21 protein-coding genes and 2 pseudogenes are annotated in these 22,534 nt (G+C 36.9%); 14 read left to right on the forward strand and 9 right to left on the reverse strand.

Features of this window, described 5'->3' with window-relative positions:
- The first annotated feature begins 102 nt into the window (after positions 1-102).
- Positions 103-861 carry an HD domain-containing protein gene (locus ACB088_RS09655; RefSeq protein ID WP_375036807.1) on the forward strand — a complete coding sequence of 253 codons (759 nt, stop codon included), beginning with the start codon at positions 103-105 and terminating at the stop codon, positions 859-861.
- Here ACB088_RS09655 and ACB088_RS09660 read toward each other — a convergent pair.
- Positions 851-1,882 carry an AraC family transcriptional regulator gene (locus ACB088_RS09660; RefSeq protein ID WP_375038798.1) on the reverse strand — a complete coding sequence of 344 codons (1,032 nt, stop codon included), beginning with the start codon at positions 1,880-1,882 and terminating at the stop codon, positions 851-853. The genes ACB088_RS09655 and ACB088_RS09660 overlap by 11 nt on opposite strands.
- Positions 1,883-2,081: 199 nt before the next feature.
- Positions 2,082-3,092: a DUF6670 family protein gene (locus ACB088_RS09665; RefSeq protein WP_375036808.1), complete on the reverse strand. Its 1,011-nt coding sequence runs from the start codon at positions 3,090-3,092 to the stop codon at positions 2,082-2,084.
- A gap of 289 nt (positions 3,093-3,381) precedes the next feature.
- Between ACB088_RS09665 and ACB088_RS09670 the strand changes: the two are divergent.
- Positions 3,382-3,549 (forward strand): annotated as a pseudogene (locus ACB088_RS09670) (GNAT family N-acetyltransferase); the annotation flags it as partial.
- A gap of 17 nt (positions 3,550-3,566) precedes the next feature.
- Positions 3,567-4,211: a leucine efflux protein LeuE gene (gene leuE / locus ACB088_RS09675; protein ID WP_375036809.1), complete on the forward strand. Its 645-nt coding sequence runs from the start codon at positions 3,567-3,569 to the stop codon at positions 4,209-4,211.
- 111 nt (positions 4,212-4,322) lie between these two features.
- On the opposite strand, the gene ACB088_RS09680 is transcribed toward leuE, so the two are convergent.
- Positions 4,323-4,922: a TetR/AcrR family transcriptional regulator gene (locus ACB088_RS09680; protein WP_375036810.1), complete on the reverse strand. Its 600-nt coding sequence runs from the start codon at positions 4,920-4,922 to the stop codon at positions 4,323-4,325.
- Positions 4,923-5,102: 180 nt separating this feature from the next.
- Between ACB088_RS09680 and ACB088_RS09685 the strand changes: the two genes are divergently transcribed.
- Genes ACB088_RS09685 through ACB088_RS09695 form a run of 3 tightly spaced genes read left to right on the forward strand, consistent with a single transcriptional unit; the run spans position 5,103 to position 7,972 of the window.
- On the forward strand, positions 5,103-6,155 hold the full coding sequence (locus ACB088_RS09685) for a sugar phosphate isomerase/epimerase family protein (RefSeq protein WP_375036811.1): 1,053 nt from the start codon (positions 5,103-5,105) through the stop codon (positions 6,153-6,155).
- A gap of 19 nt (positions 6,156-6,174) precedes the next feature.
- Positions 6,175-7,074, forward strand: coding sequence for an alpha/beta fold hydrolase (locus tag ACB088_RS09690; protein WP_375036812.1), 900 nt, complete (start codon positions 6,175-6,177; stop codon positions 7,072-7,074).
- A complete protein-coding gene (locus ACB088_RS09695; RefSeq protein WP_375036813.1) occupies positions 7,058-7,972 on the forward strand; it encodes an alpha/beta hydrolase in 915 nt (304 codons plus the stop codon). Before ACB088_RS09690 ends, ACB088_RS09695 begins: the two co-directional genes overlap by 17 nt.
- Positions 7,973-8,093: 121 nt before the next feature.
- Here ACB088_RS09695 and ACB088_RS09700 read toward each other — a convergent pair whose 3' ends face one another.
- Entirely contained in the window at positions 8,094-10,040 is a 1,947-nt protein-coding gene (locus tag ACB088_RS09700; RefSeq protein ID WP_375036814.1) for a phosphatase PAP2 family protein, read from the reverse strand.
- Between the two features lie 363 nt (positions 10,041-10,403).
- Between ACB088_RS09700 and ACB088_RS09705 the strand changes: the two genes are divergently transcribed.
- Positions 10,404-10,826 (forward strand): DoxX family protein, encoded by a 423-nt coding sequence (locus tag ACB088_RS09705; protein ID WP_016138644.1) that lies wholly within the window; start codon positions 10,404-10,406, stop codon positions 10,824-10,826.
- 129 nt (positions 10,827-10,955) lie between these two features.
- Here ACB088_RS09705 and ACB088_RS09710 read toward each other — a convergent pair whose 3' ends face one another.
- Complete coding sequence (locus tag ACB088_RS09710) at positions 10,956-12,332, reverse strand: EAL domain-containing protein (RefSeq protein WP_375036815.1); 1,377 nt, start codon at positions 12,330-12,332, stop codon at positions 10,956-10,958.
- Between the two features lie 369 nt (positions 12,333-12,701).
- On the opposite strand from ACB088_RS09710, the gene ACB088_RS09715 reads away from it, so the two are divergent.
- The 4 genes from ACB088_RS09715 to ACB088_RS09730 all read left to right on the forward strand — a co-directional run bounded on the left by ACB088_RS09715 (position 12,702) and on the right by ACB088_RS09730 (position 17,659).
- Positions 12,702-13,208, forward strand: a complete 507-nt coding sequence (locus tag ACB088_RS09715; RefSeq protein WP_375036816.1) for a sigma-70 family RNA polymerase sigma factor — start codon at positions 12,702-12,704, stop codon at positions 13,206-13,208.
- A 30-nt stretch (positions 13,209-13,238) separates the two neighbouring features.
- Positions 13,239-14,195, forward strand: a complete 957-nt coding sequence (locus ACB088_RS09720) for a FecR domain-containing protein (RefSeq protein ID WP_375036817.1) — start codon at positions 13,239-13,241, stop codon at positions 14,193-14,195.
- Between the two features lie 68 nt (positions 14,196-14,263).
- Positions 14,264-16,807 carry a TonB-dependent siderophore receptor gene (locus tag ACB088_RS09725; protein WP_375036818.1) on the forward strand — a complete coding sequence of 848 codons (2,544 nt, stop codon included), beginning with the start codon at positions 14,264-14,266 and terminating at the stop codon, positions 16,805-16,807.
- A 153-nt stretch (positions 16,808-16,960) separates the two neighbouring features.
- Complete coding sequence (locus ACB088_RS09730) at positions 16,961-17,659, forward strand: DUF1826 domain-containing protein (RefSeq protein ID WP_375036819.1); 699 nt, start codon at positions 16,961-16,963, stop codon at positions 17,657-17,659.
- A 42-nt stretch (positions 17,660-17,701) separates the two neighbouring features.
- On the opposite strand, the gene ACB088_RS09735 is transcribed toward ACB088_RS09730, so the two are convergent.
- Positions 17,702-18,172 carry a spore coat U domain-containing protein gene (locus ACB088_RS09735; protein ID WP_375036820.1) on the reverse strand — a complete coding sequence of 157 codons (471 nt, stop codon included), beginning with the start codon at positions 18,170-18,172 and terminating at the stop codon, positions 17,702-17,704.
- Between the two features lie 508 nt (positions 18,173-18,680).
- On the opposite strand from ACB088_RS09735, the gene ACB088_RS09740 reads away from it, so the two are divergent.
- Entirely contained in the window at positions 18,681-19,118 is a 438-nt protein-coding gene (locus tag ACB088_RS09740) for a DUF2147 domain-containing protein (protein ID WP_375036821.1), read from the forward strand.
- A 103-nt stretch (positions 19,119-19,221) separates the two neighbouring features.
- Here ACB088_RS09740 and ACB088_RS09745 read toward each other — a convergent pair whose 3' ends face one another.
- Positions 19,222-19,338: a helix-turn-helix domain-containing protein gene (locus ACB088_RS09745; protein ID WP_375038799.1), complete on the reverse strand. Its 117-nt coding sequence runs from the start codon at positions 19,336-19,338 to the stop codon at positions 19,222-19,224.
- Positions 19,335-19,805, reverse strand: coding sequence for an Lrp/AsnC family transcriptional regulator (locus ACB088_RS09750; RefSeq protein ID WP_231761481.1), 471 nt, complete (start codon positions 19,803-19,805; stop codon positions 19,335-19,337). Before ACB088_RS09750 ends, ACB088_RS09745 begins: the two co-directional genes overlap by 4 nt.
- 109 nt (positions 19,806-19,914) lie before the next feature.
- Here ACB088_RS09750 and rarD point away from each other — a divergent pair, with 109 nt between their 5' ends.
- Positions 19,915-20,814, forward strand: coding sequence for an EamA family transporter RarD (gene rarD / locus ACB088_RS09755; RefSeq protein WP_375036822.1), 900 nt, complete (start codon positions 19,915-19,917; stop codon positions 20,812-20,814).
- A 111-nt stretch (positions 20,815-20,925) separates the two neighbouring features.
- Here rarD and ACB088_RS09760 read toward each other — a convergent pair.
- A pseudogene (locus ACB088_RS09760) lies at positions 20,926-21,198 on the reverse strand (TetR family transcriptional regulator); the annotation flags it as partial.
- Positions 21,199-21,646: 448 nt separating this feature from the next.
- Between ACB088_RS09760 and ACB088_RS09765 the strand changes: the two are divergent.
- The gene (locus ACB088_RS09765; RefSeq protein ID WP_375036823.1) at positions 21,647-22,483 is read left to right on the forward strand and encodes a metal-dependent hydrolase; all 837 of its coding nucleotides are present in this window, start codon (positions 21,647-21,649) and stop codon (positions 22,481-22,483) included.
- The last annotated feature ends 51 nt before the right edge of the window (positions 22,484-22,534 follow it).

A 22,534-nucleotide genomic window follows, 5' to 3' on the forward strand; every position in this document is an offset into this window, starting at 1 on the left:
TTCAAATCTATCAAAGCTCTATCTATCTTTAAAAAGATACGGCTTGCAAAAATTCAGCTATGGCAATATTTTAGAGTAATTACTCTAAAATGAGATCTACTAATGAAAACTATAAGAATTGGTTCATATAACTGGATGCAAGCTACAAATGGTCAGCTTAGCTTCAAAGAGAAAATTAAGTTAATTCAAAAAATTATGCTACCGAGCATTATGGCATCTATAAAAATAAATTACTTCCGGTTCAAAGCTTCCAACGATTTTGATATGGATCAGATCGTAATACCAGATACTCAAATGGTTAAAGTCGCACTTGATGAACTAGAAGCAAAAGCAAATATATCTATCTACAATCATTCATGGCGGACCTACTTTTGGGGAGCTGCCTTAGGCAATATACAAAAACAGCAATTTGACCATGAATCACTTTTAATAGCCTCACTTTTTCATGATATTGGCTTAACTGAGCAACATATTCAGAGTAAAGGTTGTAACTGTTTTACCTATGAGAGCGCCAAACAATTTGAGCTAAAAGCTAAAGAACATAGCTTTGATGAGAAGAAAAGTGAAGTTATTAGAGATGCCATCTGCTTACATATGAATGGCTATATAGATCATTCTGACCTAGCTGAAATTACGCTATTACAGCAAGGCGCATCATGCGATGTGATTAGTGAGGGTCTCTATCAACTCCCCCTATCTTTTAGAAATGAAATTTTAGAAAAATACCCAAGAAAACAATTTAATAAAAAATTTATTGAGCTTATTGATTTAGAGAGAAAAAGTGTTCCAAATTCACGGACAGATTTATTATCTGAACTTGGTTTACCGCTCATGATTAAGTCAAATACATTTAAAGAGTAATAATCTTTTTACTTTTACGTTTCCGATATTGTGAAGGAGTTTCACCAGTCCAATATTTGAATGCTCTAGAAAAAGCTGAAGGCTCAGAAAAGCCTAGCAAGTAAACCACTTCATCACTTTTTAACTGTGTGTTTTCTAACAAATCTCGTGCAAGCTTTTGACGGTATTCATTTAATACTTTTTCATAGCTCGTACCAATTTCTTTTAAGTCAGTTCTTAAGGCTTTTGAAGTGATATTGAGTGTTTTAGCAATATCATCTATTTTAAAATTTCCTGATTTTAGTTGATCTTGAAGAGTATTTTCGATTTTAAAAACCAGTTCATGCTTTTCTATCTGAGTTAAAGATTCTTCAATAATAGTCTCATGGATTTTATTTAATGTTTTATTAGCCGCTACAGAAGAGTCATTTAGAATACTGGCATTAAACTTGATACACCCTTCAGGCATATTGAAATATACAGGACATCCCCAAATTTCTTGATATCGCTTTGCATCCGCACCTTCACGATAAGTCAGCCACACTTCTAAAGGCTTAAATTTTTCACTAGAAACATGTTTTAAATATGCTAATAAAACTGAGATCGCACATTCTAAATAGTGCCGAATAGAATGCTCTAAACCAATCAAGTAAGCATCCTCTCCTTTTACCTCAAGCTTTAAAACATCAAATGCACTGGTAAATAGATGATAATATTTTATTGCTGTATTCAAACCTTGGCCGAAAGTAGCACTACTTAAGAATACATATTCAAATAAATCGCCACGTAGTACAGGCATTCGCCCGCCTACGACTAACCCAATATCTTTATTACCACTGACCTTTTCAGCAGCAGCCCAAAATTTCTCTTGAATACGATTGTCATATCTTACGTTTTTATCTGGGATATTCAGTGCATGCTCTAAAAAATTAACACTTGAGAAGATAGCATCCGTATCCAATCCCATGTCTTTCATTGTTAAATAAGTTAGCCAAGGAAAGATGCCCGCATCACTACGAATTTTTGATTCTTTTATAGATATGCTCACAATTACAAACTCAATCGAAACCAAAGCAATAGCTGAGTAAAATACCATCTAACTAAGTTAACAATAAAGTTTTTATTCAGTATGAACCGTAAGTTTACAGCTCTTATACGTGTAAATGTAATTTTCAAAAACGCCCCGACCCGATGTAAAAAGCAGAGCGTATTGAGGACAAGTGCTTGATTAAATTTTAAGATTATTTCGGGTCTATGTATTCAATATAGGCTCTACCTTCTATTGGTTTCCCTTTAAATAGCCCACTATATTGGTAACTTCCTGCATAGCCTCCCGCCATACCATACTTAAAGTCACGGTTAGTAATACCATCGATTTTAATGAGAAGATTTCCATGTTCATCATCCACTTGCCAACTAAATTTATGTGGTAAACGCATACTAATTCCATCTGGCGTCGTAACTCTTTCAGGCTCATATTCATGAACAATAGATTTAAAACCACGAGAATAAATTCCGCCATGGTCATCTAGAGAGCGCACATAGACTCTACTTTGCAACGTTAAACCTAATGGACCAAACGAATCTACAAATAGGACTTGGGTTTTTTCATCAATATTTAAAATTTGATAGGTAAAAAAGTTAATGGGAAGTTTGACACTAATGCCACGAGCATATTCGTAAGTACATAAACCCTTAATTTCTGTTTTTACACCCGCTTGCTCTACATATCCTTCGTACTCACACAGCAAAGCCCAATGGTCATATAAACCACCCACAAGATTCGTGAAGTGTGCAATTTTATCTGTTGCACGAAGCTTTAAATCAAAATTAAAGTTGTGGCCTTCACGGTGAGCATGAAATTCGGGATATGTTCCTTCAATCGTCACATCATTGCCAAACTTTAAGTAGCTACCATTAGTCACTAGTGTGCAATCTTTTTCTACACTATAGCCATTAAAGTGATCAGGGGTTCCAGTAGCTGTACCAATTAAAACGTTAGCCGTATCTACATCACTTGTCTTGATTAAATGTTGATTTCGAAATAGCTTAACTTGAGGTTGACCCACGACCACAATAATATTTAGGAAATTAAAAGGTTCAGGTAAATTTGGAATCATAATTCCATAGTGAACACAGGTATATTTTCCTTGGGGCGTACTCAATGACGTATCTGGATTGAAAGGCATACTATTTATTAAACCCGAACGATCAATATTATTTGCAATTTTAGCTGGCAATGAAAAACGCATATGTCCCTTCCCTCACAATAATGATCAGCCATTTTTGATTTCAAAAGGGCTGTACCTGTAAAACAATTCCTAGAGGAATAGTAATTTCATTTTTTCTTTTTTTTTTGACATTGCTGTACTCAACCACAATCACACTATGTCAATTTTTTAATACACTAAAATTCTAACTCTCTTCAAATCCCTAACTGTTTTGAACGAAAGTTTGGTATGAAAAATATGAATAAAATTATGTTCATAAAAAACCTCTTCAGACTTCGCTTGAAATTTCAGTTAACAACTGTTTAATAGTGCTAAGTGGGCGATCGACTTTGTTAAACCTAAATATTTTATTTATCCAGTCGCTGAAGAGAGTTATCCAAGTCGAAAAATTGCTGAATCTTTAGGAGGAAAAGTAGTTTCAAAATCTACAAGTAGAAAATTTGACTTCGTAAAGTATGAAATACCTGTTAATTTCTAGTTACTTAAGGTGGATTTGTGTTCTCTAATATCGGCATTATAAATTTTTGGACTTATTTGTTGGGGGTAACGTTAATAATACTCGCTCCCGGTCCTGAAACCATGTTCGTCATTAAGACAAGTATTAAAAGCGGAGTAAGAAAAGGGTTCGCGGCAATTCTATCCATTGTTCTGAGCGATGTATTATTAGTATTCATGGCTTGGGGCGGTCTTGCGGCTGTAATTAGCTCTACTCCCTTTTTATTTAACACAATAAAATATGCTGGAGCCGCATATCTCTTTTATTTAGGCGTACAAACACTTTATTCTCTTATAAAACCAAAAGTAAAAAATGAAATAGAAGAAACAGAATTAAAAGATGATGGTGGGATAATAGGACAAGGAATGCTGGTAACTCTCCTCAATCCGAAAACACTTCTATTTCATATTTCCTTTTTTTCCCAATTCATTAATATTCATGCTCCACACATATGGATGGCCTTTATAATACTCACTACCGTAATGCTTACAATTACATTGATTTATCTTAGTTTTTTAGTATTTTGCGGTGCATATTTAGTTAGCCGTTTAAAAGGAAATAGAATACTTTCTATTTTGGGAAATATGCTTATTGGTTTTTTCTTCATAGGTTTTGCTGCAAAATTATTATATTCAAGCTATTGATATAGTTCCTGCTCCCATCTTAAAGCAAAGTTCTCTTAGCTCTTTGCAAAACTAATTCCATCATATTTAGAATTCTGCCGAAGCACTATAAATTAAATAAACCTCAATTGATTAAATATTTACAACGTATTGATCTAGATTTATTAATGCGAAATGAATCACCTGAGAAAGCTCTTCTTGTGAATATCCATCTCTTGCTTGAATAGATAATCCATGAAGAACAAGTGCGTAATACTGCCCCAGCGTTTCAGGGTTTGCTTCAGCCACTAATTGACCGTCTGATTTTGCCTGAACAAATCGATCAACCAGACTCTGCCCTCGCGCTATACGTTGTGCTTTCATCCAGTCTAAAACAGCTTGGTTTTCTTCACCTAACACACTCGCTGCTGACACGACCATGCACCCATACGAATGGTTCGCTTGCGTGTAGAGCGCTAGCGCATCTTGAAATAATTGGCTGATGGCATCTTTAATATTTTTTTGCTTTAAAGCGTTTAGCGCAAAATTACCTTCATTTTTTTCGTAGTGATTTACGGCCTCTCTGAATAAAGCCTCTTTTGAGCCAAATGCCTTATAAATTCGAGCTGAGGCAATCCCTAAAACTTCAACTAAATCTGACATTGATGTGCCTTCATAGCCATGAAGCCAGAAAAAATCTCTCGCTTTTACGAGGGCTTCTTCTCGATCAAACTCTCTTGGTCTGCCAGCCATAATGACACTTCATCAAATTTATTACGTCTTTTTATTATTATTCGAAAAAAATATTTTCACAAATAAATCAATGAGATTTATTCAAAATACTTTCGTTTTGTTTTGATTTTCCAATAAAAAGTTGTTTTTATCCAAAATTAAGCCTATTGTTTGTCGATCGACAACTAATTAAGTTTTGTTATGAAAACGATCAAAGGCCCAAGTATCCACCTTGCTCAATTTAGTGATGATGTTTTCCCTTTTAACCGTCTAGAAGATATTGCTGCTTGGGTATCAAGCCAAGGCTTTGAAGCGGTACAGCTTCCTGCTTGGGATAAGCGTTTATTTGATGTCAATTTAGCAGCAGAAAGCCAAGATTATTGCGATGGAATATTAGGTACTTTAAATAATCATGGCTTAAAAATTAGTGAGTTAACGACTCATATTTTTGGGCAGTTAATGGCTGTGCACCCTGCTTATGACTCAATGTGCGATAACTTTGCCCCCTCTCATTTGCATGGTAATTCCGCAGCTAGAACTGAATGGGCAAAACAGCAAATGCTCGCTTCAATTCAGGCATCTGCCCGCTTAGGTCTTAAAGACATGGGGACATTTTCAGGCTCTTTGGCGTGGCCTTATGTATTTCCATTTCCTCAAAGACCATCAGGGCTTATCGAAACGGCTTTTGATGAATTAGCACGTCGTTGGCTTCCTATTTTGAATGCGTGTGATGAACAAGACGTCAACCTTTGTTATGAAATTCACCCCGGTGAAGATTTGCATGACGGCATTACATTTGAAATGTTTTTAGAGCGAACTCATAACCACCCACGTTGCCATATTCTTTTTGACCCGAGTCATTTTGTTTTGCAGCAACTGAACTATGTGGAATATATCGATATTTATAAAGATTTCATTCGCATGTTCCATGTTAAAGATGCCGAATTTAATCCAACAGGCCGCCAAGGAATGTACAGCGGCTATCAAAGCTGGGGAAATCGAGCGGGTCGATTCCGTTCTACGGGTGATGGGCAAGTTGACTTTAAAGCGATTTTTTCCAAGTTAGCGCATTACGACTACGAAGGCTGGGCAACATTAGAGTGGGAATGCTGCCTAAAAAATAAGGATGATGGCGCGCGCGAAGGTGCCGAGTTTATTAAACAAAATATTATTCATGTCACCGATAAAATATTTGATGACTTTGCTGCTGCCCCTGTGAATCAGACTCAAATTAATCAGTTATTAGGTATTTAAGGAATCGTAAGAGATCAACATGAAAACTCAATTATTCAATGAAAACTCGCATAACGAATTCCACCATCATTACACTCACATCGAAAGTAAAAAATTACACTATGTCACCTTAGGGGAAGGTCCAGCTGTATTGCTTATTCCAGGCTGGCCGCAAACATGGTACGCGTGGCACAAAGTCATGGTTGAATTGGCGAAACAGGGTTATCAAGCAATCGCTATTGATTTACCCGGAACAGGAAATTCAGCTCCACTTGAGGGAAGTTATGATACGGGGCGTATTGCTAAAATTTTATCGATGCTCATGACTCAACTTGCATATCCAACTTATTCGGTTGTTGGTCATGATATTGGTATGTGGGTTGCCTATGCACTTGCATCTGACTTTCCTGAGTCAGTGACACGTCTTGCAGTAACAGAAGCAGTAATTCCCGGTTTAGCACCTGCACCTCCTATTTTTGTTGAGCCGAGTGAAAATATCTTTCTTTGGCATTTCATGTTTAACCAAACCCTAGATTTACCCGAAGCTTTAATTACGGGCCGCGAAGATACTTATTTAAATTATATGTTTGATAAATGGTCGTGGCACAAAGATAAAGTTGCGATTGAAACTTATATTGAAGCCTATAAAATTCCGGGTCGATTAACGGCAGGTTTCAATTACTACCGCTCTATTCCAGAGACCATACGTCAAAATAAAATTAGAGAACGTAAAAGTTTAGACATGCCAGTTTTAGCAATAGGCGCTGAACATGCCACAGATAATGCGCCTTATGAAACCATGAAAAAGGTTTCACCTCATTTAACCAGTGCGATTGTAAAAGACTGCGGTCATTTCATTATGGAAGAACAGTCAGAAACATTTAGCTCACTCATTTTAGATTTTTTACAGCAGGAAAAAAGCCATGCCTCTACTTGCTGAAATTGAAAACTGGCTTAAATCTAGACCAAAAACACAAGAAGTAAACTCGTTGGAAGAACTAAGGGAACAAGTCAATAAAGACATTATTGATCAGCAAGGCATTCAACATGATGCAAGCTATCAGCAAAGTTTTCATGTTGCTGTTTCAGATGGTGCGGAAATTGAGGTTCGTGTTTATGTTCCCTATTCTCTAGAAAACGCTGAGCAACGGCCCGCTTTGGTTTTTGCGCATGGTGGAGGCTGGTGCCTAGGAAGTTTAGACGCATGGGGCCGCGCTTGTCGGTTATTAACAGAATCAACTCAACAAGTTGTGTTTTCTGTGGACTATCGATTGGCTCCAGAGTTTAAGTTTCCAACTCCTCTAAATGATTTTTTTACGGCATTCCGCTATATCAATAAGAACGCTTCACTGTTTGGAATTGATCCAAACCGTATTGCTGTAGGTGGAGATAGTGCGGGCGCAAACATAGCTGCCGCCACATGTCTCATGGCAAAACAACACCCAGAAATTAAGGTGAGCCATCAACTTCTTTTCTATCCCGCCTTAGATGCCACGATGAGTAGCAAATCTTATAAGCAATACGCTGAAGGTTATGGTTTGGACTCACCCACAATGGTCTATTGCTGGGATCAATATGTGCCGCATGAAAGTGAAAAACAGAATGAACTTGTAAGTCCGTTACTCGCTCAGTCTTTAGAAGGATTGCCAGATGCGACCATTTTTGTGTGTGAATATGATCCCGTTCGTGATGATGGCGAAAGATATGCTCAAAAACTGTGGGATGCAGGTATTCAGGTGAACTTTCATTTGTTAGATGGAATGATTCACGGCGCGATTCACATGTTGGCCATTAGCCCAGAGAAAGTAAAATCTATCTATAGCAAAATTCATATGTAGATATATTTTTCGATTATTCAAATATATTGCTTAGTCGGGCCACTCTTCAAAATTGTTTAATTACACTTCTGAAGTGGCCCAATTTAATTTTAACTATGGATATTGGTTATCTCAGTTACGCTTATGACACCGTAAACTTAACGCTATTATTTTGATAGATTGGCGTAATATCCTTGCCATTGAGTGTCACTTTTTTGTAGGTGCCTTGAACTTTTTTAGCTGATAACACCGTATAAGTGCCTGCTGCTAAATTGTCTTTTGTGACAAGCTGCAATGTTCCATTTAGGGTAGCTGTATTTGCTACTTGAACTGCTGGAAGTACATTCGATTTTAAAGTGATGTTGAATGTCGTTCCTGCAAGCTGAGTTAAATGACCCGCAATGTTAACTGTTTTAGCTGAGTTGGTTTTTAATAGGCTATTTTCATGCATATAAATATCGCCTTGGCCTGCCCCATGTTCAGACAATATTTCTAAACTACCCTGCTTTAAATCAATACCGCCAGTAAATGAGTTATTTCCTGTAAGGGCTAAAGTACCTGTTCCTAATTTAGTGAGTTTCCCAGCACCCGTAATATCATTACTCCATTGGTCATATTGGCTAAAGCCACCTAAACTTGCATCCATGGTCAGATTTACATCACCATCAAAGCTGCCATAACCTGCACCCGCTCTAAATAGATTTAAGCGGCCATAACCTTCGGCATCATCCATGACAGGATAACCCGAAGCAAGCGCAGTCGATTTCAAAACTACACGGCGCTGATCGGCTGTTAAATAAGGAAGTCGAGTTTCCAATAGAACCTCAGCCCCTTTGGGCACCGTTGCTATTTTGGTTTTATCGCCAATTTGGTTAAAACCATAGGTCATCCAGTGATTCACCTGCTGTTTTAATTTCTCAAGATCGGCAAAACGGTCATTGGTGTCATAAGGTGTTTTAGCCAAACTATAAAATGATTCAAACGTTGAGCTATTGGTTTCTTTCATAAGCTGTGTTTGCGCTTGAAGATACGCTTCTTTTCGTTGCTCTACAGTCATGGCATTTAAGTTTGCAACATCTGCGGCAATCGATTGAAGACGTCCTCCAATCACGTCCATGGCTGAATGCATTCCAGCAATAATACGTGAATCACCCAAATCTAAACCACGAGCGATAAGTTCTTGATAACGTTGAGGCACTAAATACGCCATCGCAATTGCATTTCGGCCAGCTTCGGCTGTGTGCCCACTCGGGAAACCACCGTCAGTTGCTGGTGTACTACTTTTTGCAGATTCTAAACTCGGTACCACAATGACTTCAGAACTCCAACGCCACGGGCGAGCATATTTATAAAAGCGTTTTGCTGACTCTGTCGAAGAGTTATTTCCCATCGCTTGAACAAATTCAACGACTTTACCAAAATTGGAATTTCCATCGGCCGTCGTCAGCCCACTATTATTTCCTTTGTCATCATATTTTACTTGTGCGGCATCGGCTGGTACTGAATTGATTGTGGTGGTCTGCCCAGTAAGCTTTCGCCACGGATCGGTTAATGCTCCCATCCCTGTCGTGACGCTATAACTTTTTCCACGTCTATCATCTAAATAGGCACGAATAGCTTCTTCTTCTGTACGCTTATGGGTGGTTTGAATTGAATAATTAATATTATAGTTCAATACATCTGCATTCTTTTTTGTACCGTCCGTACTGTCACCCGGTAGACCTGTCCAGTTTGATGCGACTACCGCAGGAAAGCCGTCTTTTGCCTCAGCAGATTGGCCTGCATCTACAAACAAACTTGAGGGCGTCCATACATCTAAAAAGCCACTCAACACACGTACACCTGCATTTGTTTCAATCGTTGCGTAACGTGCATCACCACGTTGATTAGTCGTCCATGAATCTACAATAGTGGTGATATTTGATGGGACTGGAGCAGTATCCTCAAAGCCTACGCCCTTTGGCGCTGCTGGTATTTCTTGATTTGCTGCCGAATTATCATCAGAAGAATTGCTGTCATTACACCCTGAAAAAAAGACCGAACAAGAGATAAGCGAAAGTAAAAGTGTATTTATTTTAAAGCTAGACATGATGTGACCCGTTTAATAAATATCCGTATCTTTCATCATTAATGTTTAGCTGTTATTACATATCTCTAGTTAATTTAAATTTATTCTAAATAATATCTTTGCAGTTTTATAGGTCAGAACTGCTCATAAGCAAATGAATAAGGAAATTCTTTAAAGACAAGGATATCCAGGTTCAGAGGACGCAATTGTGAAACATTCTAGGTGATACTATACTCATACTAAGGAACACCATGTTTGGTATGGGCTGATTCGGCTATCGATATAGAATTATAAGAGTACAACCACTCTAATTAGAACTATCAAAAACGATTAAAGGTGCTCTCTATCACACTATCAACAATATACATATAAGGTGTATTTCACATGAATAACTTACAATATTTTGAGCTAAAAAGTGCCAGATCAATTTTATTATTACTTGCACGTGTACTGCTAGTTGCTCTTTTTCTCATCTCAGGTATACCAAAATTGATTGGATTTGAGGGCACTGTGGGTTACATGCAATCATTACATACCCCTCTCCCTGTTCTTGCAGCCGCTATTGCTGTAGCAATGGAAGTAGGCGGATCTCTTCTTATTGTGCTTGGCTTCTTTACCCGTCCAGTTGCTTTAATTTTTGCTTTATACACATTAGGAACTGCAATCATCGGTCATGCTTATTGGAATATGACAGGTGATGCCGTTCATCCTAATATGATTAATTTTTACAAAAATATAAGCATTATTGGGGGATTCATTTTATTAGCGTTCACCGGTCCTGGAACTATCTCTTTGGATAAAAAGTAATATCCTTGAGTTTCCAATTAATTTAAAAAGCCTTGGGCTAAACGCAATAAACAAACATAACGAAGTTAAGAAAAAAGAGAGCTCAAGCTCTCTTTTTATTTAAAGACCTAATACAACATAAGAAGAACATCAAAAATTATTCAGATGCGGTAATTGTTCAAGAAAATCTTTTAAAGGCATTGGACGTCCCCACAAATAGCCCTGAAACTCAGTACAGCCATTGTTTTTAAAAGTGCTAAATTGTTCAGCGGTTTCTATTCCTTCTACTAGCACACGAAGGTTCAAATCTAATCCAATTTTAATTATACCAGTGACTAATTTATTACTACGTTTATCATCCAAAGCTGCTTGTACAAAGCTACGATCAATCTTGATTTGTCTAATGGGCATTTTTTGTAAATAGCTTAAAGATGAATACCCTGTACCAAAATCATCAAGAGAAAGCTGAATCCCTTGTTTAGATAAAATATGCATTTTTTCAATCATGCTTACACAATTCGTTAAAGCAATATTTTCAGTGATTTCTAATATGAGTCGAGATGGATTTATCTCATACTGCTGAATCAGCCCGATCACAGTCTGCTCAAAGTTTGGTTGCATGAAGTGATCAGCACTAATATTGATTGAAAGTGTAAGATCTTTGGTCTCGTCTTTTTTACTCCAATCTTTTAAAACTTTGCAGGCTTGAGCCAATACCCACTCCCCAATCTCTGGCATTAATCCAAAAGTTTCGGCCGCGGGAATAAAATCTTTTGTGGGAACATAACCTAAAACAGGGTGTTGCCATCGTAATAAAGCTTCTGCGCCAATTAGCGTTTCAGAAGCATTGATTTGCGGTTGATAAAAAAGCTCAAATTGTTCTTTTGCCAGTGCTAAGCGTAGGTCTTGCACCATGGTATTTTCTGTTTGTATCTCTAATTGCATGGTGTAAATTGAAATACAAATCATGAGTGTAGCGACACAAGTTGCAATCCATCCACCATGGTCACGAATATCTTCGGGCAAAGGTATAGCGCTCTCAAGATTAAAAGAGCTGCCACTAAAAAATATAAAGCACCCGATCGATAATAGAATTAAAACGATTTGCAAAAAGCTTGGATTTCTACGGTAATTTAAATATCCCAATATCGCCCCAGCAGGTAAAAACAATTGAGCCACCTGCGGACGATCACTTGTAGCTACATCAAAAAATAAGCAAAAAATCACTGGAAAAACAAGCAAAACGACTTGAGATAAAAGAATGCCCGCTGAAACACGGTTGATATAAATGAGAAAAAGGCTAAATATGGAGATCAGTGTAAAAAAGATGTCCATACCAACAATCAGCCACATTTGTGCAAATGCGAAATATATGGTCCAAAACAAGCAAAAAATAATGCAAATAAAGATATTCGCTTTTGCTGCGATTGTAAGCTGCTGATCCTTTACGGCGCGGTAATTTTTCTGACGTTTTTTAAAGTAAGATGAAGCTATCATAAATAAATCAACCGTAAAATATTTCTTCATAGACCCCCATCTTGCTCATTGATTTTCCTTTTCAATATTCACCAATAAAACTTCATGTTTTATTCCCTTGTTCTTTATATGATTCGTCTTGAGATCGGTGTTGTTTTAATTGTGGTGGTACAGTCCAGTTGTTTAATTGAATGATGTTGCTTTTTCAATCACCCTATAATTTTAAAGTATTATTCCCTAACGATACATGCCTCAGCGACGAAGGTACAGGCTTTAAATAGTGAAAAATTAGAACATTACCATTTTTAGAATATATCGTTTCAATGATTGATATTAATAATAATTATCATTACTATTTAAGAATATCTTAAATGTTTGTTTAATTGTGCTACTCATTACCAATTTGTGGGCTCCTCTGCTATGAACCTGAATGTAGATAAACAAGTATGGTTTAGCCAAATTTACCGTTCTCAGCAAACCACGCTCTTGTCATGGTTTAAACATAAACTTCAGCATCATCATCAATCTGAAGACCTGAGTCAGGAAGTGTTTTATCGTGCTTTAAAAAGTGAATATTGTTTTAAACAAATTAAAGAGCCACAAGCATGGCTAATGGGAATCGCCAAGCATGTCATGATTGATTATTGGCGGCGTCAGCATATTGAAAGTCTCTATCTCGATGCCCTACAACATCTTCCAGAAGAATATTACCCCTCTGCCGAACATGAAGTTTATATTCAAGAAACCTTGTATCAGGTTCATTTAATATTAGAAAAGCTCCCCACCCGAACGGCTCAAGTGTTTTTGATGTCTCAACTAGATGGCATGACTTACCGAGAAATTAGTGAAAAAATCAATATTTCTGAGGCCACTGTAAAAAGAGATATGAAACAAGCTTTTTTAGCATGTATAGACCTCTATAATTAAACCCGTTAAACGCGCTTAAATTGCTACCCTATGTCAGATATTACGAAAATCCCTCATCATGTTTTAGATGCAGCCGCAGATTGGCTGGTACTTTTGCATTCAAGGGAAATGACAGCGTTACAGCAGCAACAGTTTGAGCAATGGAAAGCTGAAAAAAAAGAACATCAATTAGCACTCCTGCAAATGGAAAAATTTAGCCAAGGTTTAACAAACCTTGCAGGTAACTTCCCTTCTGAAGCTTTGGTTCAGTCCAATCAAAAATTTAACCTCGCTGCAAAACGCAATATGCTGTTAAGCCTTTCAGGTTTAGTCATTGTTGGCTTGTCTGCCTACTGCATACCTTGGGAAAAATGGCAGTCCGACTACCACACCCAAGTGGGCGAAATTAAGAAAGTGCTATTAAAAGATGGTTCACAACTGATTATGGCAAGTAATTGCTATGTCGATGTGAATTTCACGCAAGAGACACGTCAGATAAAGCTAATTGATGGTGAAATCTATATTGAGACAGCAAAAGATCCTCAGCATCGGCCGTTTATTGTGGAAACTAAGAATGGTTCAGTAGAAGCACTAGGTACTCAATTTTCAGTGAGACAAGAAAGTAGCGAACAAACGAAAGTTAAAGTCTATAAGCACGCTGTAGCCCTTGAGCCAGATAACTCGTCTAAACGGAAGATTCTAAAACAGGGCCAACGTGCTTTTTTTGATGAAAAATATATTTCAAAATCGCTTCCACTCGATAATGATCAGCCTTACTGGACACAACAACTTTTAGTGGTAGATCAGTGGCCGCTACAAAAAGTGTTGGATGAACTATTCCGCTATAAAAAAGGAACCTATAGCATCGACCCGGAATTGAAAAATATTAAGATTTCTGGCGTGTTTTCTCTAAAAAACCCTCAGCAAAGCTTAGAAACTTTGGCGTATAGCCATCAACTTGAACTGACCTATTACAGTCCTTATCTGTTAAATATTAAAAAAAGATAAAAAAACATGACCCTTTTTTTGATCTGGTTCGACTTATAGAGAAATACACTCTCTGTCGAGAAGACCACATGAAGGATTATCAAGCAAAAAGTAAATTGGCTTTGGCTATACGTGCAGTGCTGTGGAGTACGCCATTGGTGGTCACGGCGCTTATCACAACTTCTGCTTACGCTGCACAAACTTATAGTATTTCAATTAATCAAAGCACCCTTGATCAAGCCATTAAGCAACTTGCGATTCAAACAGGTACGACCATTAGCTACGATAATGCCAGCCTTTCAAAAACGAAAAGCAAAGCACTTAAAGGGAATTACGCTGTTGACGATGCTTTAAGTCTGTTATTACAAAGCCATCCATTTGAAGCAATTAAAGTCAACAATGGCGGCTATAGCATTCGAGTGAAGTCATCTCCCGCTCCGATTGAGCCCAAAGTTTTTCAGTTGGAAACGATTAAAACCAAAGCAAGTAGCAGTAAAGAATTTGATACGGCAGGTGGTGAAGCAGGTACAGCCCATTTAGCAACAATTCATGTTAATGCTGATCATGGTGAAAACCTAACAACCGAAGGTTCTGGTTTATATACGGCGAAAGCCACCACTGCTTCTACTGGCTTAGCATTAAGTCTGAAAGAAACGCCTCAATTGGTCAGTGTAATCACTAATCAACAAATGAAAGATCAGAACCTGACACAATTAACCGATGTTGTAAGTCAGGCGGCAGGCCTCTCTATTAAACAAGGCGGAAATATTGGTAGTGATAATTCCCCTATTTACGCTCGTGGTAAAGAAGTGGATAGTTATTTACTCGATGGCGTGAAGCTCATGAGTTCATATTCAAGTATTTTCCAAAGTCAGGACATGGCTTTATTTGACCGTGTAGAGGTTGTGCGAGGTGCAAATGGCTTAATGACAGGCGCTGGAAGTGCAAGCGCAAGTATCAATCTGGTCCGCAAAAAACCATTACAGGACTTTAAAGCTTCGGTGAGTGCTGATATTGGTTCTTGGGATTCTTACCGTACCGATATTGATGTTTCGACACCACTTAATGAGTCAGGAAGTATTCGTGGTCGTACCCTGTTTGCCTATCAAAAGTCAGACTCTTATATCGACCGCTACAACGAAGAACGTAAAGTGGCTTATGCCGTAGTAGAAGCTGATTTAAGTGACAAAACCAAAGGTAGTTTAGGTGCTAGCTATCAACAAATTGACATGACTGGCGTCGCTAGAGGTGGCTTACCTAGCTTTTATACCGACGGGACATTAATCGACTGGTCTCGCTCAGATTCAGCGGCAGCGAGTTGGACGGGTTCTGATCGTTCTACTACATCTTACTTTGCAGATATTGAACATCAGTTTAATGACCGCTGGAAATTAAAAGGTGTGGTGTCTAGAACCATTACAGACTCAGACGAAATTGTAGGCTATACCTACTCAAGTCAAGGGATTGATAAAGCCACAGGTAGCGGGGCGATGTTGTATGCAACCCGTTGGGATTATCGCCCTACTCAAGATTTATTTAACTTAACCTTAAACGGATCATTTGATTTATTTAATCAAACTCATGATGTAGTACTCGGCACAACCTACACAAAAAGTAAAAATAAACGTCCCACCTATTCTGGCTGGAATAACACTGTTAACGATAAAATGACATGGGACGGGACTCTAGATAATATTTTTGCTTGGGATGGCAGTACACCTAACCGCCCCGAAACAAAAATAGATGGTTGGTACAGCGGAGATGACCGTAGCCAATCTATTTTTGGTGCTGTTCGTCTTAAAGCAACCAACAATCTTGCAGTTATTTTAGGCACTCGAATTGAAGACTGGGAACGCGTAACGGGCAACCATTCAGATGCTAACAATAAGACCACCTACACAACCCAAGAAGAAAGCGGCAAAGTCATTCCATATGTCGGTGTTACCTATGATTTCACTGACAACTGGACTGCGTATGCAAGCTACACCAATATTTTTTCACCGCAAGATAAGAAAGCCGTTACAGGCGAATACATAGACCCATTAATAGGTAATAGTACCGAGCTGGGTATTAAGGGTGAGTTTTTTGATAATCAGTTAAATGTCGGAGCTGCTATTTATCAAACTAAAGAGGACAATACAGCGATTGCATTAACCGATGTATTTGCCCCAGATGGTTCTCAAGCATATCGAACAGAATCTGGCACTGAAAGCCGCGGCTTTGAAATTGAAGCGACAGGTAAGTTGACTGATTTATGGCAAGTTTCCACAAGCTTTAGCCGTAACTTATCAAAAGATAGCCAAGACAATCGATTAAATACCGGTGTGCCAAATAACACAGCCAAACTGTTTACGACCTATACCCTGCCTTATCTTGATGAAGCCCTTACTGTTGGGGGCGGTGTTCGTTGGCAAAGCGAAATTTACGAAAAAAATGCAGTCTCTGCAACGGGTAGATTTACTCAAGAGAGTTACGCTTTAGTCGACTTAATGGCACGTTATAAGGTGAACAATAATCTTATGCTCAACTTCAACCTTAATAACTTATTTAATGAGAAATACCATTTAGCGACGACAAATAGCTATTACGGTGCTCCAACCAATTTCCGAGTGGGTGTGAAATATGAGTGGTAAATAGATTAGTCGACTTCTAATGACCTTACTTCAGAAGCAAATAATGTTCTTCTGGAGTAAGGTTAAATCTACTTAATAAGCCAGACTAGAATATTTTTGACTAAGCTCAGGCTATAATATTAGACATGCTCTATTATTTTATTTAATTCTCATATGAAGAATGCGTTTTCTGACAGCAATCAAATTAGACAAGTTTCTAGTTTCCCTGAACTTATAAGTACAAAGTTTCAAGGAGAGGCAAATGCGATGTGTTGGCACAGAAATTTGGTTGGTGACTTTAAAGAAATTGTGAATAAACTTCATTTAAAAGAAAATATTACAGAAGTTTCCGTTGAAGACTTATTAGCGCTACAGCTTTCAGAACAAGGTAATTTGGCAAGGGAAACTATTTTAGAAGATATCCAGCAGTTAACTGAATTTGGCGCATCGCCAGTACTTAATTTGCTTAAACATTATGAACGTGATGAAGAGCTAGATTTCATTTCAACAGATGTATATTCATTTCATGTTGATCGCTCCCCAATTGAAACCGACACATTCTTATGTACCTATCACGGCGCTGCTAGCGATATTGTACCCAATGATCAGGTTAAACAAAAAGTTTTAATCCCAGAAATTAGAAACAAGCTCAAAGCATTACATGACGGCCCAGATGCTGAATTTGAAGCCTTTTTGACAGAGTATTTTTTTGATTTGCATTATCAGCCTAAATCTAACGCCCAACCTGTAAATTTAGGTACGGGACATTTGTGGCGCTTAGCGGTAGATCATCCTACACAACAGGTTTTACCGTGTGTTCATCGAGCACCTGTTGAAAAGGATGGCGAGTATCGATTGCTGTTGATTTGTTAAATATTTTGGTGGTTATTATATTCATCATTATTTTTTCTACTCTTAATATATGACATTCACACGAACCCAATCTTCATACTTGGTTGCCTGAACATTAGTACTTGATGTAATTGCCCCATGAATAGGAATAATTTCTTTCATTCCTGTCGCAATTCCTGAACGTATTTTACTTCCCGACCCTCCCCAAATTTGGGTATGACCAGCATCTTGATAGAGTACATATGCAACAGATGCTGGGCTTGCAGCAGATTTAAGTTCAAAGTTATTGTCTGAAGTTACCGCCAATTGATACGGCGTATTTTGGGTACATTGGACAGATACATCCGTTCTTGCACCAGCAACTGGCTGAGAGCGAACAACTGAGCCAAAATCTAAATTTCCTTGTGTGGAAACTTCACACGTTTCTACAATGGTTAAACTGACCTTCAATGATGTAGATGTATTTCCGGCATCTGCACTATTTATTATCAGCATTCCCATAAGAGAAAATAAGGCGTATTTAAGGACGTTCATTTCTTCTCCTTATATTTTCGTTCTAATATCTATTCGTCTTTATATTGTTATTTCTCTGTTCTTACTAAAGAAACAGTTTTCAGGATCTTTTAGTTATAAAACTTAATATTGCGGATTGTCAATCAATACTAAACAAATGATTTTCATATTATTTTTTATAATTTGTGACGTATTGCACGCAATCTAATTAATTTTAAAAGTAGTTGATGTTTTTATTTCCTTAAACACATATTTTGTCATCATTTATATCTGCCTAATCAGCGCATGCTTCAAAAAATTGTTAATAATTTATGATCTGATAATCAACTTTTGAGGATGTATTTGTTAATTCTGTCTATTATCGCAATTGCATAAAAAAAACGATCAAAATAATATTGCGGGAAATAGATTATAACTTTACATATTATTTTTCTTATTGATTCAATATAAAGAAGATTGTGAAGTTAAATTTAAAATGAATCATTCTGGCGATTAAAGCCACCCATTTTTAATTAGAGAAACTATTGATATGAAAAAATATTTATTATTACTTTTACTTAGCTTTTATTCGATTCATTCATTTGCTTCAGACAAACTACATGGCAGTGTTTGGAAAACAATTGATGATGCAGCCAATGAACCCAGAGCACTGGTAAAATTTAGCGAAGATAAAAATGGTAACCTCTCTGCTAACATCGAAAAAATACTCGTTCCAAATGAAGCCAATAAATGTACGATGTGTGAAGGTACTTACAAAAACAAATCTTTAATTGGTTTAACCATTGTCAAAAATTTAAAAAGTGTCGGTCAAAATAAATATGACAAAGGATCTATCCTCGACCCACAGTCAGATAAAACTTATAAATTTAGTGCAACAGTATCACCAGATGGGCAAAAACTTACCGCTCGTGGATACATTGGTATCTCTGCAATTGGTCGGAACCAAACATGGTATCGAATTAAATAAGCTTCGAGGTCTTTAAAAGACTTTATTTATAAATTGCATGGTTTTTTGACTTAATCTGTTATCTCAAGAGCCATGTAATTTTTTCCAAATCTTCTAAATATTCTTAACATTTTTTAAAATATTCTCGAGGTGTTACACCAAAAGCCTTTTTGAATGCATGGCTAAAATGTGAAAAATCAGTAAAACCATAATCTAAAGCTACTTCAGAAATGCTATTTATAACTTTTTATCTATTTCTGGAACTTCTAACGTAACTTTTACTCGATCTAGTACAACAGTTGTCTTGAACCACTCTACATTAGAATTATTGTGAAATAGCTCATCACAAATCTTTTGAAAACGACTCATACTCGGTACTAATAGCACCAACATAAAGTCTGCCTCACCAGTGACATAATAGCATTGCTGAATTTCTGGCCCAGAGAAACTTTTTTTAAGATCATCTAGATCAGTCGCATGAGTTTTATTTACTCGAATCTCCACCAGAATTGTAATCACTTGATTTAATTTATCAGGGTCTAAAACAGCAATATTTCCAATAATATAGCCATTTTCACGTAGCTTTTGGATTCGACGCTGCACTGAAGCGGTAGATAAATGAATAGTATCTGCTAATTCACGTAATGGTATATGGCAATCTTTTTGAAGAAGTTCAAGTAAAGCTAAATCAAATTTATCTAATGTCATCACAAACCATATGGTGAGAAATTTTCTCATTTATATTAAGAAATAAGAGCCTAATTATCAATCAACCTGAAATAAAATATCAATTAAAAGACTCTGCTATTAAATATCTATGCATACTCAATCGAATACGGCCCTTGGTATAACCCTCAATGTAATTGGCTCTATCCTATTTGCTCTAATGTTTGCCTATACATCTTTACTACACTCATTACAGGGGAACGAAATGTACGGTTGGCGTATATTGCTGACATTTCCCTGTTTAACTCTTTTTATTATTTTGAAAGGAAATTGGCAACAAGTACGTGATATATACACGCGTATATTTCTAGACCGCTTTTTCTTTTTAACTCGTATATTTTCTGCGTTTCTTATTGGATTACAACTTTGGTTATTCATGTGGGCCCCTACCAATGGTTACGGCCTCGATGTATCTCTTGGATATTTTTTAATGCCCATCATTATGGTAATTGTAGGGCGAATCGCATTTAAAGAAAGAATGTCGAGATTGCAAAAAATATCCTGTATTTTTGCCATACTTGGAATTATTAACATGTTGGTGATATCAAAAACACTGACATGGCCAACTTTACTTATTTGTTTAGGTTATCCGATTTATTTTTGGTTAAGACAAAAGACTAATACTAATCATATTGGAGGGCTTTGGTTCGATATGATCCTGAGTTTACCCATTAGCCTATTCTTTATTTTTAACGGGAATATTGGCTCAATTGAATTGATGAGCAACCCTGAAACAATGTGGTTAATTTCAGGCTTAGGTTTGATCAGTGCACTTGCTTTAGGCTTTCAATCTCTTTCAGCACCGCATCTAAATCTGACTCTTTTTGGGCTTCTTGTATATGTTGAACCAATACTATTATTAGCTGTATCTATATTACTTGGTGAAACCATTAAAACTGATGAATGGCCCACTTACATTGCGATATGGTTAGCGGTTTGTACTCTTATCATTGAGGGGGTAAATAGCATAAAGAAAAATACTTATGCTTAACTTTCAAAATTTATAGCTGTCTTTTAAAAAGATTTATGATCCAATATCCAACATGCACGATGAATGGCCTAAAGTGGTTGCAATTAATCGTGCAAGATATTGCTGAACCACTCAGACATTCTGGGATAGGTATTTACATCCATAGTTAATTAAAAAAAAATCCAACACCCTTTCCCTCTGGTCCGCCCCATCTGAACTTACAAGCTGAATACTTGCCCCTTCAATCATATATAAAAATAGTTTGGCATCCTGAAAAGTCACATCGGTTTTTAGGTTTATAAGTTGGCTATAGATTTCATTGATTAACCACGTTCTATATTTAATTGCGACCTGATGCGCTTTTGGATAGGTTTGTCTCGTTTCAAAAATTGCTTTAAATAATAGATCATTAAAAAGTAAGGATAATTAATAAGTTATTGTTAAATTAGGGTTTATAAAAGGGTTTTCTCTCTATTATTTTCTAACTCTTTAAAACTAATCATCTAGCCAAAGCACTCACAGCGGGTGATGCTCTCAATAAAATTCCAAAAACTCGAGCTTGCTAAAAACTCCTCATACGCCTTATAGAAATGATAGATGACTATTGTATTAATTTTAAGCTTTGAAAAATATATCGATGTAATAAATCACATTAAATACAAGAAATATATAAGAATATTATACCCAATACTTTTTTTGACAACACGAATTGTCAAAAATTAATTGACAAATAGAGTGCTAATATTTTACAAAAGAACTAAATGGTTCTTTTGTAAAATATTCATTATGTCCTATCTACGACATTAATGGTTATTCATGTACATCACCCCTCTATATTGGAGCAATATTCATCATGTCAACCACAATTAACGCTGTACAAAAAGTTAAATCATCCTTTCCTGTTCGAAATATTAAGTTTAATTTTGATCCCTCTACACGTTATTGGTTTGATCAAGATCCCCTTTATAGTCATTTTTTGAATACGTTATCGGCAATAACAGCACAAGGTGAATTATTTTTAATAAGAATGTTGCGTACTCTTAGAGAACGTATTACTGACCCAGTACTACAGGCTGATATCAGTGCATTTATAGGTCAAGAAGCCATGCATGCCAAAGAACATACTGCATATCATCGTTATGCTGATCTAAATGGCATTGATATTGAAAATTTTGAGCATCAATTAATTCAGATATATACCCTGCTAGATCGTACTTTACCGTTAATGGATCGTATGGCAATCGGCTGTGCAATTGAACACTGTAATGGAACTTTTGGAGCAGAGTTATTACGTAATAATGCGTGGAATCAAAGGATGGTTGGTCCTCTACGTAATTTATGGCTTTGGCATGCCGTTGAAGAAAACGAACATAAAGCAGTGTTTTTTGATGCCTATCATGCTGCAGGTGGTGGATATATTAGACGCATTGTATGGATGGTACTTGGGTGTAGTGCTTTTGCAGGATTAATGACCTATGGCACAGCCCGTCTTTTACTAGCAGATAAGAAGTTACTATCAAAAAAGCACCTGCAATCTATAAGTCAAATTACGCACCCGAAAACAGGGCTATTTAATATTACCGTTATTAAAGAATTCCTCGACTATATTCGTCCATCATTTCATCCATTTGACTATGATACAAAACAACTCGAACAACGCTGGCAGAAAGAGTTAAAACTTAAAATTTAACAAAAGTAGATACTTGAAGAGTATTCGATGAATGCTCTCCCTGTAAGACAA

It is taken from the genome of Acinetobacter sp. RW6 (assembly GCF_041956835.1).
GTDB lineage: Bacteria > Pseudomonadota > Gammaproteobacteria > Pseudomonadales > Moraxellaceae > Acinetobacter > Acinetobacter calcoaceticus.

Coding starts and splice junctions, on each gene's coding strand:
- ACB088_RS09655 (WP_375036807.1), top strand. CDS start 103: ATGAAAACTATAAGAATTGGTTCATATAACTGGATGCAAGCTACAAAT.
- ACB088_RS09665 (WP_375036808.1), bottom strand. CDS start 3,092: ATGCGTTTTTCATTGCCAGCTAAAATTGCAAATAATATTGATCGTTCG.
- ACB088_RS09680 (WP_375036810.1), bottom strand. CDS start 4,922: ATGGCTGGCAGACCAAGAGAGTTTGATCGAGAAGAAGCCCTCGTAAAA.
- ACB088_RS09685 (WP_375036811.1), top strand. CDS start 5,103: ATGAAAACGATCAAAGGCCCAAGTATCCACCTTGCTCAATTTAGTGAT.
- ACB088_RS09690 (WP_375036812.1), top strand. CDS start 6,175: ATGAAAACTCAATTATTCAATGAAAACTCGCATAACGAATTCCACCAT.
- ACB088_RS09695 (WP_375036813.1), top strand. CDS start 7,058: ATGCCTCTACTTGCTGAAATTGAAAACTGGCTTAAATCTAGACCAAAA.
- ACB088_RS09700 (WP_375036814.1), bottom strand. CDS start 10,040: ATGTCTAGCTTTAAAATAAATACACTTTTACTTTCGCTTATCTCTTGT.
- ACB088_RS09705 (WP_016138644.1), top strand. CDS start 10,404: ATGAATAACTTACAATATTTTGAGCTAAAAAGTGCCAGATCAATTTTA.
- ACB088_RS09710 (WP_375036815.1), bottom strand. CDS start 12,332: ATGAAGAAATATTTTACGGTTGATTTATTTATGATAGCTTCATCTTAC.
- ACB088_RS09715 (WP_375036816.1), top strand. CDS start 12,702: ATGAACCTGAATGTAGATAAACAAGTATGGTTTAGCCAAATTTACCGT.
- ACB088_RS09720 (WP_375036817.1), top strand. CDS start 13,239: ATGTCAGATATTACGAAAATCCCTCATCATGTTTTAGATGCAGCCGCA.
- ACB088_RS09725 (WP_375036818.1), top strand. CDS start 14,264: ATGAAGGATTATCAAGCAAAAAGTAAATTGGCTTTGGCTATACGTGCA.
- ACB088_RS09730 (WP_375036819.1), top strand. CDS start 16,961: ATGAAGAATGCGTTTTCTGACAGCAATCAAATTAGACAAGTTTCTAGT.
- ACB088_RS09735 (WP_375036820.1), bottom strand. CDS start 18,172: ATGAACGTCCTTAAATACGCCTTATTTTCTCTTATGGGAATGCTGATA.
- ACB088_RS09740 (WP_375036821.1), top strand. CDS start 18,681: ATGAAAAAATATTTATTATTACTTTTACTTAGCTTTTATTCGATTCAT.
- ACB088_RS09750 (WP_231761481.1), bottom strand. CDS start 19,805: ATGACATTAGATAAATTTGATTTAGCTTTACTTGAACTTCTTCAAAAA.
- rarD (WP_375036822.1), top strand. CDS start 19,915: ATGCATACTCAATCGAATACGGCCCTTGGTATAACCCTCAATGTAATT.
- ACB088_RS09765 (WP_375036823.1), top strand. CDS start 21,647: ATGTCAACCACAATTAACGCTGTACAAAAAGTTAAATCATCCTTTCCT.